At 55.7% G+C, this 12,349-nt stretch carries 14 protein-coding genes; 7 read left to right on the plus strand and 7 right to left on the minus strand.

All coding sequences use genetic code 11. The features are described from left to right. Window positions 1-89: 89 nt before the first annotated feature. Window positions 90-983, minus strand: coding sequence for a LysR family transcriptional regulator (locus PAG01S_RS03285; RefSeq protein WP_062757677.1), 894 nt, complete (start codon window positions 981-983; stop codon window positions 90-92). A 95-nt stretch (window positions 984-1,078) separates the two neighbouring features. Between PAG01S_RS03285 and ynfM the strand changes: the two genes are divergently transcribed. The 4 genes from ynfM (at window position 1,079) to PAG01S_RS03305 (ending at window position 4,774) form a co-directional block, all read left to right on the plus strand. Then, window positions 1,079-2,332: a multidrug efflux MFS transporter YnfM/SxtP(Kp) gene (gene ynfM, locus PAG01S_RS03290; protein ID WP_062757679.1), complete on the plus strand. Its 1,254-nt coding sequence runs from the start codon at window positions 1,079-1,081 to the stop codon at window positions 2,330-2,332. 167 nt (window positions 2,333-2,499) lie between these two features. Then, entirely contained in the window at window positions 2,500-2,760 is a 261-nt protein-coding gene (locus PAG01S_RS03295; protein WP_010244780.1) for a hypothetical protein, read from the plus strand. A 112-nt stretch (window positions 2,761-2,872) separates the two neighbouring features. Then, entirely contained in the window at window positions 2,873-3,415 is a 543-nt protein-coding gene (gene cybB / locus PAG01S_RS03300) for a cytochrome b561 (RefSeq protein ID WP_010244777.1), read from the plus strand. A 174-nt stretch (window positions 3,416-3,589) separates the two neighbouring features. Continuing rightward, entirely contained in the window at window positions 3,590-4,774 is a 1,185-nt protein-coding gene (locus PAG01S_RS03305; protein ID WP_010244774.1) for a sugar transporter, read from the plus strand. A gap of 82 nt (window positions 4,775-4,856) precedes the next feature. Here the strand turns inward: PAG01S_RS03305 and bhsA (PAG01S_RS03310) are convergent, their stop codons facing one another. After that, window positions 4,857-5,114, minus strand: coding sequence for a multiple stress resistance protein BhsA (gene bhsA / locus PAG01S_RS03310; RefSeq protein ID WP_010670183.1), 258 nt, complete (start codon window positions 5,112-5,114; stop codon window positions 4,857-4,859). A 39-nt stretch (window positions 5,115-5,153) separates the two neighbouring features. Further along, on the minus strand, window positions 5,154-5,411 hold the full coding sequence (bhsA, locus tag PAG01S_RS03315) for a multiple stress resistance protein BhsA (protein WP_031592385.1): 258 nt from the start codon (window positions 5,409-5,411) through the stop codon (window positions 5,154-5,156). A 307-nt stretch (window positions 5,412-5,718) separates the two neighbouring features. Here bhsA (PAG01S_RS03315) and PAG01S_RS03320 point away from each other — a divergent pair, with 307 nt between their 5' ends. After that, window positions 5,719-6,369, plus strand: a complete 651-nt coding sequence (locus PAG01S_RS03320; protein ID WP_062757681.1) for a TetR/AcrR family transcriptional regulator — start codon at window positions 5,719-5,721, stop codon at window positions 6,367-6,369. 47 nt (window positions 6,370-6,416) lie between these two features. Here the strand turns inward: PAG01S_RS03320 and rhaM are convergent, their stop codons facing one another. The 4 genes from rhaM to rhaB are packed head-to-tail and all read right to left on the minus strand — an operon-like array spanning window position 6,417 to window position 10,295. Next, on the minus strand, window positions 6,417-6,731 hold the full coding sequence (gene rhaM, locus PAG01S_RS03325; protein WP_010670186.1) for an L-rhamnose mutarotase: 315 nt from the start codon (window positions 6,729-6,731) through the stop codon (window positions 6,417-6,419). Beyond that, on the minus strand, window positions 6,721-7,563 hold the full coding sequence (rhaD, locus tag PAG01S_RS03330) for a rhamnulose-1-phosphate aldolase (protein ID WP_022625622.1): 843 nt from the start codon (window positions 7,561-7,563) through the stop codon (window positions 6,721-6,723). The genes rhaM and rhaD overlap by 11 nt, the downstream gene beginning before the upstream one ends. 10 nt (window positions 7,564-7,573) lie before the next feature. Beyond that, window positions 7,574-8,830 carry an L-rhamnose isomerase gene (locus PAG01S_RS03335; protein ID WP_010244756.1) on the minus strand — a complete coding sequence of 419 codons (1,257 nt, stop codon included), beginning with the start codon at window positions 8,828-8,830 and terminating at the stop codon, window positions 7,574-7,576. After that, complete coding sequence (rhaB, locus tag PAG01S_RS03340; RefSeq protein WP_062757683.1) at window positions 8,823-10,295, minus strand: rhamnulokinase; 1,473 nt, start codon at window positions 10,293-10,295, stop codon at window positions 8,823-8,825. The genes PAG01S_RS03335 and rhaB overlap by 8 nt, the downstream gene beginning before the upstream one ends. A gap of 291 nt (window positions 10,296-10,586) precedes the next feature. Here rhaB and rhaS point away from each other — a divergent pair, with 291 nt between their 5' ends. Together rhaS and rhaR are read left to right on the plus strand one after the other, a co-directional pair. After that, entirely contained in the window at window positions 10,587-11,408 is an 822-nt protein-coding gene (rhaS, locus tag PAG01S_RS03345) for an HTH-type transcriptional activator RhaS (protein ID WP_029519076.1), read from the plus strand. Window positions 11,409-11,419: 11 nt separating this feature from the next. Continuing rightward, on the plus strand, window positions 11,420-12,283 hold the full coding sequence (rhaR, locus tag PAG01S_RS03350) for an HTH-type transcriptional activator RhaR (RefSeq protein WP_062757684.1): 864 nt from the start codon (window positions 11,420-11,422) through the stop codon (window positions 12,281-12,283). The last annotated feature ends 66 nt before the right edge of the window (window positions 12,284-12,349 follow it).

A 12,349-nucleotide genomic window follows, 5' to 3' on the forward strand; every position in this document is an offset into this window, starting at 1 on the left:
CGCCATGGTGAGCCAGATCCGGCGACAGCGTCAAATATTTGATTAGAAATGTGATTTATCGCACAGATTGATGCGGTGTTGCCCGCGCATCAGGGCCGGTTTCGCCGCAGCAACGCCATCATGTTTTCCATCTGCGCATTTATTTCGCGTCCGGCTGACCAGACCAGCCACAGCTCTGAAATGGCATCCTCTTCCGTTAATGGCAACCAGACCAGATCGGCCAGCCGCGCCCGACGAAATGAGGCAGGCAGAATGGAGACGCCTAACCCGGTTGCCACCAGCCCAAGGATGGTCATCGCCTCACCCACTTCCTGAGTAATAAAGGGCTTTATATGGTAGCGGTGCAGCAGCGCCAGAATATCGCTGTAGAGCGCGGTTCCGCCCTGAGGGTCAAAGAATACAAAGGGTTCCACCGCCAGGGCAGTGACAGAGATTTTATCGGCGTCAGCCAACGGATGCGCCTTATGCACCACGGCATAAAGCGGCTCACTCAGCAGCAGCTGATGACGCAGATCGGCGGGCAGCGGCGTGTTGCGCATCACGCCAAGATCGAGCCGTCCATCATGAAGCGGTGCGAGCTGCTGGCGGGTATTAATCTCCTGCATCTGAATATGTACCTGCGGCCAGCGCTGACGAAACCGGAATAGCGCGTCGGAGACCACGGCGGTAAACGGGGCCGAGGAGGTAAAGCCAATCCGCAGCTCCCCCTCTTCACCACGATGCAGCCGGGCGGCGCGATCGGCCGCCTGCTCGACCTGCAACAGAATCGCGCGGGCGTCACTAAGCAGTTGCTGTCCGGCAGCGGTAAGCTGCACGCTGCGGTTAGTGCGATTGAACAGCCTTGCGCCCGTTTCTGTTTCCAGCTGAATAATCTGCTGGCTGAGCGGCGGCTGAGAAATGTTCAGTCGCTGGGCCGCCCGCCCGAAATGTAATTCTTCCGCCACCGCAACAAAGTAGCGCAGATGACGCAGTTCGATATTCATATCTTAAACGTCTCATTTGAGATTATTAATATATTAGACATCATAATGCCGCTTTCCTAAGCTGACGACAGGTTTTCTAAATTTGAGGAAGATGTGTGAGTCGCTCAACACATGCTGTCACAGTGGATGAGAATGCGGTCTCTGCGCCGCCAGAGTCAGTTGCCGCTTCAGGTCATATCCGCCGGGATTCGCCACAGTTTATGCGCGTGACGCTGGCGCTTTTCTCCGCCGGGCTGGCGACCTTTGCCCTGCTCTACTGTGTGCAGCCGATTCTGCCGGTGCTGTCACAGCAGTTTGGTATCTCTCCGGCAACCAGCAGCCTGTCACTCTCCATCTCGACCGGCCTGATGGCGCTGGGCCTGCTGGTCACCGGGCCGCTCTCTGATGCTATCGGTCGTAAATCGGTGATGGTCACAGCCCTGATGCTGGCCGCCATCTGCACGCTGGTCTCGGCCACCATGACCAGCTGGCACGGCATTCTGATTATGCGGGCGCTGATGGGGTTGTCGCTGAGTGGCGTGGCGGCGGTCGGCATGACCTACCTCAGCGAGGAGATGGATGCACGCGTCGTCGCCTTTTCCATGGGGTTATATATCAGCGGTAACTCGATAGGCGGGATGAGCGGTCGACTGCTGAGCGGTGTACTGACTGACCTCTTCTCATGGCGACTCGCCGTGGCGGTAATCGGCTGTTTTTCGCTGGCCTCGGCGCTGATGTTCTGGAAGATTCTGCCTGCGTCGCGCCATTTCCGGCCCATTACGCTGCGTCCGCGTAATCTGCTGATTAACTTCCGGCTGCACTGGCGCGATCCAGGTCTTCCCTGGCTGTTTGCCGAAGGGTTCCTGCTGATGGGAGCCTTTGTCACCCTGTTTAACTATATTGGCTACCGTTTACTGGATGCGCCCTGGCATCTCAGCCAGGCTGTGGTCGGGCTGTTATCAGTGGTCTACCTCACCGGCTCCTGGAGTTCGCCTAAAGCGGGCGCGCTGACCAACCGGTTGGGTCGGGGTCCTGTGATGCTGGGTGCTACCGCCATCATGCTGCTGGGTTTGCTGATTACCGCCTTCAACTCCCTCTGGCTGATCCTGCCTGGGATGATGCTGTTCACCGCCGGTTTTTTTGCCGCCCACGCGGTCGCCAGCGGCTGGATTGGCCCCCGGGCGCGCCGGGCACGAGGCCAGGCCTCTTCGCTCTATCTGTTCAGCTACTACGTGGGTTCCAGCGTCGCGGGTACGCTGGGTGGCGTGTTCTGGCATAATTTCGGCTGGATCGGGATTACGCTGTTTATCAGCGTCCTGCTGATGCTGGCGTTACTGGTTGCCTGGCGTCTGCACAGTAAAAAACTCTGAGAATGTCTTCTCATGCCAGGCCTGGCTTCTCCTGCGGGCCTGGCGGTTTATCACAATAAACGCGCTATTCAGAGCCACAGCAAACAAAATGCAGGTTTCCCGCTATAATCGTTTTTATTGTAATAATTCATCTGCTTTGCCTTTTAACACGGCAACAAGGAACGCCTGTGGCTCTCTACTACTACGTCAATAAACAGTCAGGATATAACAATAATCATGTGGTTCATGCCGCAGGCTGCCCCCATCTTCCCGACATCGATAACCGTATGTTTCTGGGCAGTTTTTACCATGTGAATGCCGCCATCCTGCAGGCTAAAAAATATTATGCTGGCGCAATCGGCTGTGAAAATTGTTGTCCACTTAAAAATGTTGACCAGCAGGCCACCCAGCTCAGCGTGGCCCTGAAGCACACCCCGGCTTCGCGTTAATCTGATCCACCTGGTAAGGGGGGAAAAATTTTTCCCGCTGCGCTAATTTGTTAAGAATTACCGCTGTTTTCCGTTATGTTAATCTTTCTGATTCTCTTTAATGGAATGCACAATGCGGGATAAGTTTGCGCGCGCTCAGATAGCCCTTCACTGGCTCACCTTTTTACTGGTGGTGACGGCCTACGCCACCATTGAACTGCGCGGTTTTGCACAGCGCGGATCCTGGCAGGGTTATGCCATGATCATTACCCATTTCAGCGCCGGCGCGACCATCCTGGTATTGATGCTTGCCCGCCTCTTTTTACGCACCCGGCATCGCACACCGCCCATTACTCCCGCTCCGCCGCGCTGGCAAACCGGGCTGGCACATCTGACTCATACCCTGCTCTATGCCCTGTTTATCACTCTGCCGATCCTCGGTCTGACATCGCGTTATCTTAAAGGTCGGGAATGGTGGCTGTTTGGCATCAGCATGCCGGTCGCGCCTGAACCTGACTTTGATATGGCGGATATGCTGATTGGCTGGCATGAAACCCTGGCACCGCTGGGTTACTGGCTTATCGGACTGCATGCTGCTGCCGCACTGTTCCATCACTATCTGCTTAAAGACAATACTCTGCTGCGAATGATGCCCGCCCGGCGTCGCGGTCAATAACCTCAGGCTATCGCCCTGTGATGGGGCGATAAAAAAATTTCAGCATTAAAAGGCGTTTATAAGGTTTCTCTTCCCGCTTTATTCACTACAATGGTCAGTAATTTGTGACGCAGGTCACTTTCGCTGGATGTTTCTGCCGCATCCGATTCGCTGTACTGACTGACTTGACTCCTCATGCAACCAACTACTGTTTCACGTAAAACTGCCTGGCTACGCGTGGTATTGCTGGCCATCGCCGCCTTTGTATTTAATACCACCGAATTTGTGCCGGTTGGCCTGTTGTCTGACATCGCTGCTGACTTTTCAATGCAGACGGCTGACGTCGGGATCATGCTGACCATCTATGCCTGGGTGGTCGCACTGCTCTCACTGCCGCTGATGCTGCTGACCCGCAATATTGAGCGACGACTGCTGCTGGGTGTGCTGTTCCTGATCTTTATCGTCAGCCACGTGCTTTCTACCGTTGCCTGGGATTTCCGGTCTCTGATGGTGTCACGCGTGGGTATCGCCCTGTCTCACGCGGTGTTCTGGTCGATCACCGCCTCGCTGGCGATTCGCGTCGCTCCGGCCGGTAAGAAAACTCAGGCGCTGAGTATGCTGGCAACCGGTACCGCGCTGGCGATGGTGCTGGGCGTGCCGATTGGCCGTGTGGTGGGTCAGTATCTTGGCTGGCGTACGACCTTCGGCGCGATTGGCCTTTCGGCGCTGGTGCTGATGATTATGCTGGTGCGCATCCTGCCGCGCCTGCCGAGTGAACATACTGGCTCGCTGAGCAGTGTGCCGATGCTGTTTCGCCGTCCGGCGCTGGTCAGCATGTATCTGCTGGTGACGCTGGTCGTTACCGCGCATTACACCGCTTACAGCTATATCGAGCCCTTTATGCAAACCGTGGCCCATTCCAGTGGCAACTTCACTACCCTGCTACTGCTGCTGTTTGGCTCTGCGGGCATTGTGGGTAGCGTACTGTTCAGCACACTCGGTAATAAGTTTCCCTCCGGACTGCTGATTGCGGCCATCGCGCTGATCACCCTGTGCATGGGCCTGCTGATTTTTGCTGCCGTTCGCCCTGCGGCTATCTCAACGCTGTGCGTTGTCTGGGGAATGGCGATGATGATGATCGGACTGGGTATGCAGGTGCGGGTGCTGTCGCTGGCACCGGATGCCACGGATGTAGCAATGTCGCTGATGTCCGGTATCTACAATATCGGTATCGGCGCGGGTGCGCTGCTGGGTAATCAGGTCAGCCTGCATCTGAGCATGGCGGAAGTCGGCAATGTCGGCGGGATGATTGGCCTGGTGGCGTTACTGTGGTGTGTTTATATCTTCCGTCGTTATCCACAGTTACGCAGTAACGGCTAGATAAAACCAGAGAGCAAACAATAAAAAAGGCTTCAGATAAGCGGGTTATCTGAAGCCTGTTTAGGGTTATTTACCGCTCACTTTATCTATAAAGAACGGCTGTGCCATGCAGGTTGTTGCTGCCAGAGGTCGAAGTGATGCGGAAAGACTTTGCTCCTGCATCGCTGGCCTTTTCTGACAGCTGCTGCTCCAGCGAAAGCAGATTAGTACTGCCCGTTGCGCTGATGACACCGATTTTTTGCTGATCCAGCGGTGTGCTGCTGACCTGCTGGGCCGCTACGCTGGCAAATGACAGACCGCTTAGCACCGCCGCCACGACCATCATATTGATACTTTTCATAACGAACCCCTTCTCACTTATTCTGTTGAAAAACCAAAATTACTGATAAATCACAGCCGTGCCGTGCAGCTTGTTCTGGCCGCTGGTTGAGGTGATGCGGAACGATTTCGCACCCGCTTCATCCGCTTTAGCACTCAGCTGCGCTTCAACAGAAGACAGATTGGTGCCGCCCAGTACAGAGATGGTGCCAACTGGCTGCTGATTAACAGGTTCGCTGGTCACCAGGTCAGCGGCAGATGCGCCAAAAGTCAGAGTCGTCAGTGCCAGTGCTGCCAGGGTGGTTTTGATGTTTTTCATAATAATCTCTCTATTCAATATTGAAATTCGGTTGGTCTGAATGGGTTGTCACTATTTAATTAATGACCGTTAAACAAATGATAGACCCCGATACGGTTTGTCGTCAACATTTATTTAATGAGCGTTATTTTATTCGCGAAGTGGCGTGATTATGGGCTTCAGCCTCTTTTCTGACTTAACCTAAGGGGCTGTAATAATGCGCTGGCGCACAAAATGGCAACCCCTGTCGGCGGTATCCACGCCAGGCCTTGCACATTTTTATAATGATCGGTAATTTAATAGGGTGTTTTACTGTCAGTGAGGGTGTATGAGTCAGGTTCAGGATTGCGATGTAAAGAAATGCCGCGGCCGACCAAAAGTGTTCGATCGCGAAGCAGCGCTCGATAAAGCTCTGACCCTGTTCTGGACGCACGGTTACGAGGGAACTTCTCTGGCCGATCTGGTGGCCGCAACCGGCGCGAAAGCGCCAACCCTCTACGCCGAGTTTGTTAATAAAGAGGGACTGTTTCGCGCGGCGATGGAGCGCTATGTGGAGAAGTTCAGTGCATGGCGTGAAGCGGCATTGGGCGATGACCAGTTACCGGTGGATCGGGCTATTGAAGCCTATTTGCGCGCCACCGCGGCCTGTTTTACCGAACGTGACTCTCCCGGCGGCTGTTTCTTTATCTGCACCTCGACCGCCCTGTCGGCGGCTTCAGCAGAGATTGCCACCATGCTGCAACAGCAGCATCAGTCGCAGGAGCATGTGTTAAAGGATTTTCTGCTGGCGCGTCAGCAGCGTGGTGAACTGAGTGCGTCTGTAAACATTCCCGCGCTGTCACGTTATCTGAGTTGTATGCTGCAGGGCATGTCGGTGCGGGCGCGTGAAGGCGTTGAGCGTGACGATCTGGAGAGCATTATTGATACGCTGATGGCGATGTGGCCGACACTCACCGGCCTGTGTCAGGCTAAGCGTTAAAAATATCAGGGCGGCGATGCCGCCCTTTTCATCTTTTATTCCGGTTTTTATTCCAGAAAGAAAACCGGTTTTAACGGCTCACTGATCGGGCTGTTATCTGCATTCGACGGCATCAGATCTTTCATTGATGCCCACCAGCGCTGACAGACCTCCGTTTCCGCCACCGCGTTCCAGCGCTCCTCAGATTCAATCTCAACACTGGCGAACAGCAGATGCCGCTCGGCGTCCAGCCAGATGGCATAGTTGTGCGCACCGTGCGCTTTCAGGGTTTCGGCCAGTTCAGGCCAGATCGGTGAGTGCCGACGCTCATACTCTGCATGGCAATAAGGATTCACCTGCATCACAAAGGCTTTACGCAGCATTAGCAGGCCCTGCATCCAGCGCCGGTTGCCACGGCTTCACACCAAAGCGCTCACCCAATGCAACAAGCTGTTCTGTGGTGATACTCTGACGAATACCGCCCATCGACAGCACTTTGACGATCACTTCTGAGGATTTTTCCGCCGTATCAATCAGACCAAAAGTCTCATCGAGTGTCGGGCCCGTGCCAAAGACACCGTGGAATGGCCACATCACCAGGGTATGTGACTGCATCTGCCCGGCGGTCGCGGTGCCGATTTCATCGGTGCCGGGCACCATCCAGGGTAAAACACCCACACCATCCGGGAACACCACCAGACATTCGGTACTCCCTTCCCACAGCAGACGGGTAAAGCGGGCGGAATCCATCTCAACCACATAGCTTAAGGCCATAAAGTTGGTAGCGTGACAGTGCATGATCACCCGGTCTGCACCCTTGCTGACCGCTTTACGCACCGCATGGGACTGAAAGTGTGACGCCAGTTCAGAGGTCGGCAAACCGCCATTCGACAGGCCCCAGTGAATTTTATAAGAGAGCCCTTTGTCATCGACCTGCAGCAGTGCCAGACAATCCGCCGGATCAAGCTGGACATTACGCATGAATTTTCCTGACCCGGTCACCAGAAACCAGTCGTTCGCCAGCGCCGGCGCGGGTTGTGTCAGCTCAATACAGCGCGGTTGCAGGCAGAAATCAGCGGCAAAAGGTTTAACCTCCTCTTCCAGCAGACGCAGGCTGACGTTGCCGCCGTTACGTTCGTCCCAGCCCTTCAGCCACATATCGCTGGTTGCTTTGACCATTCCCTTAACAAACCCGGAAGAAAGAATGCTTTGCATAGTGAAATCCTTAACGTTGGCTCAAAATCTGTTGTTCATAATGGCGGACGTCGCCTAACCAGCTGGCATCAGCCGGGACGTCATGGCGCAGGCACCAGGCTTCCCATACCGCCTGCCACGGCAATGATTTTTGCTCTTCCAGCAGCGTCAGCCGCGCGGTGTAATCACCCTCGTTCTCGGCCTGGCGCAGACGATCGGTTGGCTCCAGCAGAGCACGCAGCAGCGCTTTTTTAGTGTTACGGGTGCCGATAACCCAGGCGGCAATCCGGTTGATAGAGGCGTCGAAGAAATCGAGTCCGATATGCACTTTGTCGAACAGCTGATGGCGGACGATCTCACTGGCGATCGCCTGAGTTTCATCATCCAGCAGCACCACATGGTCGCTGTCCCAGCGCACCGGGCGGCTGACGTGCAGCAGCAGACGCGGTACATAGAGCATCGCGGCGGAAATTTTGTCGGAGATCACTTCGGTGGGATGGAAATGTCCTGCATCCAGGCATAGTGCCGTCTGGCGGCTGGCGGCGTAACCAAGATAAAACTCATTGGAGCCCACGGTGTAGCTCTCTGCGCCAATGCCAAACAGCTTGCTCTCAACCGCGTCGATATGGTGCTGCGGATTCAGTTTTTCTGAGATGACCTCATCCAGTGCGCTCATCAGACGCTGACGCGGGGCCAGGCGATCCACGGTAATATCTTTCATGCCGTCCGGCACCCAGATATTCATCACTGACGGCGTGCCAAGCTGCTCACCAAACGAAGCGGAGATGCGGCGACTCGCTTTACAGTGATCGATCCAGAACTGACGCACGGTTTTATCACTGTGCGACAGCGTAAAACCGTCGGCACTCATCGGATGCGAGAAGCAGCTGGGGTTAAAATCCAGCCCTAAGTTGTGCTCTTTCGCCCAGGCGACCCAGTTGGCGAAATGGGCAGGTTCAATGGCATCCCGATCGACTGGCTTGTCGCTTTCCAGATAGATAGCGTGCAGGTTCAGACGTTTTGCGCCCGGGATCAGAGACATCGCCTTGTCGATATCGCTGCGTAATTCACTGGCATTACGTGCCCGCCCCGGATAGTTGCCGGTCGCCTGGATGCCGCCGGTCAATGCACCCTGTGGGTTCTCAAAGCCCCGGACATCGTCCCCCTGCCAGCAGTGCATCGAGACAGGAATGCTGTCCAGCTGGCGAATGGCCTGTTCAACATCAACTCCATTGTCAGCGTAGCGTTGTTTAGCCAGTTCAAAAGCCTGTTCAATCTGCTTAGTCATAAGCGGGTTCCTTAGCGGGTTGACTCAGCGTCGCGAAGCGTGCCTGACTGGCACTGAAGACGCTGTGAGTTTGCGGTTCGAATTTTTCCAGTGGGAAGTTGTTGATGACGCTGCAGCGGAAATCAGCCACATCGATCAGTTCGCCAAGTGCAATCAGCTGGCAACCGACGTTACCCAGCGTGGAGGCTTCAACCGGACCTGCCAGCACCGGAATCTGGCAGGCATCGGCACAGAGCTGGTTAAGAAAACGGTTCTGACTGCCGCCCCCTACCACGTGAAGCTGGCTGAAAGGTTTGCCTCGCAGCTCTGCCAGCTCCTGGATCACCTCGCGATAGAGCAGTGCCAGACTGTCAAATATGCAGCGTGCCAGCGCGGCGGCAGATTGTGGCACCGGCATTCCCTGCTCTGCGCAGGCGTTCTGAATTTCGTTAACCATGCTGTCGGGATTGATGAAGCGCGCATCGTTAGGATTGATCAGTGAAACACAGGCGGGCTGGCGGGCCGTCTGATCAATCAGTGCGCTGAGTTCGTCAATCTGCAGTTCACCGCAGATGCGCTGCAACAGCCATAAGCCCATGATATTTTTCAGTACGCGGTAGCCTTCTGCGCCGCCCTCATTGGTGATATTGGCGCGTAATGCGCCATCGCAGGCATAAGGCTGCAAACTTTCAAAGCCCATCAGCGACCAGGTTCCGGAACTAAGATAGGCCGCATCGTCCTGCATCAGCGGCGTTGCCAGAACCGCGCTGGCGGTGTCGTGGGTGGCGACGGCAATCACCGGGACCGGGACACCTGCGCTATTGACCCAGTGGCCGACGGTGTTGCCCGGTGCCTGCGGCTGACCGAACCACTCAGGAGCAACGCCCGCCCAGGCGAGCAGATCACGATCCCATTCGCCGCTGTGAATATTGAGCATTTGCGTGGTGGTGGCGTTGGTGTATTCCCAGTTGAGATTGCCGGTCAGCCGATAATGCAGGTAGTCCGGCATCATCAGCGCATGCGCCACGCGGGCCTGCCAGTCGGGCTGCTGCTGATGCAGGGCGCGCATCTGATAGAGCGTATTGAATGGCAGAAACTGAATGCCGGTTCGGGCGTAGATGGCACTGCGGCTCAGTTCGTGCTGCGCCTGCTCCATCAGGCCGTGGGTGCGCGCATCGCGGTAGCTGACCGCCTCACCCACCGGCTCGCCCTCTGCATCAAGCAGCACCATATCAACGCCCCAGGTGTCGATACCGATACTGTCTGGCACGATCTTCTCTTCATCTAACTGAGCCAGCCCGGCGCGTATCTCCTGCTCAAGCATCGTCAGATCCCAGCAGTCATAACCGGCACGACGCTGGCGCTTATTTTTAAAGCGCCGGACCTCACGAAGCGCCAGCTGGCGCTGCGCAGCATCCCAGCTTGCGAGCATGACGCGCCCGCTGGATGCTCCGAGATCAATAGCAACAATGTTTCTCCTGGTCATGGCGACTTTTCCCTGTGATTGAGTGGTCACAGAGTAAAAACCTGGCCGGTTAAAGACCTTCCCCGGAGTGCCAGCGGCTGATAAGCCCTGGCAGACTTGCAAAGAACTTCGTGAGAGAGATCACAGAGGCGAAAGGCAGGAGGATGTGACCCCTGCCGCAAATCTGTTAACTGCTGAGGATTTCTTGAAAAATCAGCATGATTCCTGCTGAGTCAGGCTGAAAATTCAAGGTAAGGTTAGAGCGTGCTGATTAGACTGCGTTACGGTTTTGTTAAGCAGCGAGAGATGACCATGACCATATTGCACAGTGCGGATTTTTTCCCCGAAGGCGATTACGCCATTGCGATTGAACCCCGCATACCCCAGGCCGCCTTCCCGGAGCATCATCATGATTTCCATGAAATTGTGCTGGTTGAGCAAGGCTCTGGCATTCATGTGTTTAATGGTCAGCCACAAACGCTTTGCGCCGGTTGCGTATGCTTTGTGCGCGATCACGATCGTCATCTTTATGAGCAGACCGACAACCTTTGCCTGACCAACGTGCTTTATCGCAGCCCCGGCGCGTTTCGCTTTCTCTCCGGGTTACAGGCTTTACTGCCCTGCGATCAGGACGGGCAATATGCTTCCCACTGGCGCATCAATCAAAAAGTGATGACGCAGGCGCTGAGTGTGGCGGCGCAGATGCAGCCGGATGATACCTGGTCGATGGAAAAACAGGCGCGTCAGGAACAGCTCTTTTTACAGTTGCTGGTGCTATTGCGTGAGGCGTGCATTGATGGACAGAGTCAGGATCAGGAGGCGCGGCTGCATCGTCTGCTCGACTGGCTGGGTGAGCATTACAGTGATGAGATTATCTGGGATGAACTGGCAGATCGCTTCTCCCTGTCGCTGCGTACCCTGCATCGGCAAATGAAGCAGCAAACCGGCAGCACGCCGCAGCGCTACCTGAACCGTGTGCGGCTGTTGCAGGCCCGTCATCTGCTGCGTCACAGTGATATGCGAATTACCGATATCGCCTTCCAGTGTGGATTTGGGGACAGCAACCATTTCTCAACCCTGTTCAGGCGCGAATTTGGCTGCGCACCGCGAGCGGAGCGCCAGCAGATGATGTAAAGGAGCCAATCATGGCATTGATACTCAGTCGGGATGACTATTTTCCCGCCACTACTCTACCGGTGGCGGTCGCCGAAAGGATGCCACAACCCTCTTTCCCGCCGCACCGGCACGAGTTCAGTGAAATCGTGATTGTCTGGCGCGGCAACGGCCTGCACGTCCTCAACGATCGCCCCTGGCTGATTACCTGTGGCGATGTTTTTTATATCCGCGACAGTGACTGCCACAGCTACGACAGCGTTAACGATCTGGTGCTGGATAACATCCTCTACTGTCGGGATCGCTTTGGTCTTGCCCTTGACTGGAATCAGCTGCTGCCGCAACAGGGACCGGATGCGCCTGGCGGCTGGCGGCTGACTACGCGAGGGATGGCGCTGGCCCGGGGGGTGATCAGCCAGCTGGAGCGTGAAAGCCGAAAAAGCGATCCCCTGTCAGTTCAGCTCTCAGAGGCGCTGTTTTTACAGCTGGCGCTGATTCTGCGCCGCCACGGCTACGCGGCCGACCGCCCCTGGGCGTTGCCGGAGGGCGAACAGCTCGATCTGCTGATGTCAGCGTTACAGGGTGCGATTGCCCGCCCCTTTGATCTCGCGGAGTTTTGTCAGCTGAACCAGCTCAGCGAACGGGCGCTGAGGCAGCTTTTCCGTCAGCAGACCGGGATGACTATCGGTCATTACCTGCGTCAGCTGCAGCTCTGTCAGGCAAAATATCTGCTGCGCACCCAGGATTGTCTGATTAGCGAGGTTGCCGCCCGCTGCGGCTTTGATGACAGTAACTATTTTTCGGTGGTCTTCACCCGTGACACCGGTTTACCTCCCAGCGCCTGGCGACAGCAATTTATCGCGCCACGACAGGCGCTGAAAAGTGCCACGTCTTAATAAAACGGGCCTTCATTGAACGCTGTCGAGCAATTTACTGCACAAAAGCAGCAATAAATCAGCTAA

Source organism: Pantoea agglomerans NBRC 102470, from assembly GCF_001598475.1.
In the GTDB taxonomy this organism is placed as follows: domain Bacteria; phylum Pseudomonadota; class Gammaproteobacteria; order Enterobacterales; family Enterobacteriaceae; genus Pantoea; species Pantoea agglomerans.

What these genes read in the sequence shown, in the direction of transcription:
- PAG01S_RS03285 (WP_062757677.1), bottom strand. Translation starts at nt 983, where the DNA reads ATGAATATCGAACTGCGTCATCTGCGCTACTTTGTTGCGGTGGCGGAA.
- cybB (WP_010244777.1), top strand. Translation starts at nt 2,873, where the DNA reads ATGCGGGATAAGTTTGCGCGCGCTCAGATAGCCCTTCACTGGCTCACC.
- PAG01S_RS03305 (WP_010244774.1), top strand. Translation starts at nt 3,590, where the DNA reads ATGCAACCAACTACTGTTTCACGTAAAACTGCCTGGCTACGCGTGGTA.
- bhsA (WP_010670183.1), bottom strand. Translation starts at nt 5,114, where the DNA reads ATGAAAAGTATCAATATGATGGTCGTGGCGGCGGTGCTAAGCGGTCTG.
- bhsA (WP_031592385.1), bottom strand. Translation starts at nt 5,411, where the DNA reads ATGAAAAACATCAAAACCACCCTGGCAGCACTGGCACTGACGACTCTG.
- PAG01S_RS03320 (WP_062757681.1), top strand. Translation starts at nt 5,719, where the DNA reads ATGAGTCAGGTTCAGGATTGCGATGTAAAGAAATGCCGCGGCCGACCA.
- rhaM (WP_010670186.1), bottom strand. Translation starts at nt 6,731, where the DNA reads ATGCTGCGTAAAGCCTTTGTGATGCAGGTGAATCCTTATTGCCATGCA.
- rhaD (WP_022625622.1), bottom strand. Translation starts at nt 7,563, where the DNA reads ATGCAAAGCATTCTTTCTTCCGGGTTTGTTAAGGGAATGGTCAAAGCA.
- PAG01S_RS03335 (WP_010244756.1), bottom strand. Translation starts at nt 8,830, where the DNA reads ATGACTAAGCAGATTGAACAGGCTTTTGAACTGGCTAAACAACGCTAC.
- rhaB (WP_062757683.1), bottom strand. Translation starts at nt 10,295, where the DNA reads ATGACCAGGAGAAACATTGTTGCTATTGATCTCGGAGCATCCAGCGGG.
- rhaS (WP_029519076.1), top strand. Translation starts at nt 10,587, where the DNA reads ATGACCATATTGCACAGTGCGGATTTTTTCCCCGAAGGCGATTACGCC.
- rhaR (WP_062757684.1), top strand. Translation starts at nt 11,420, where the DNA reads ATGGCATTGATACTCAGTCGGGATGACTATTTTCCCGCCACTACTCTA.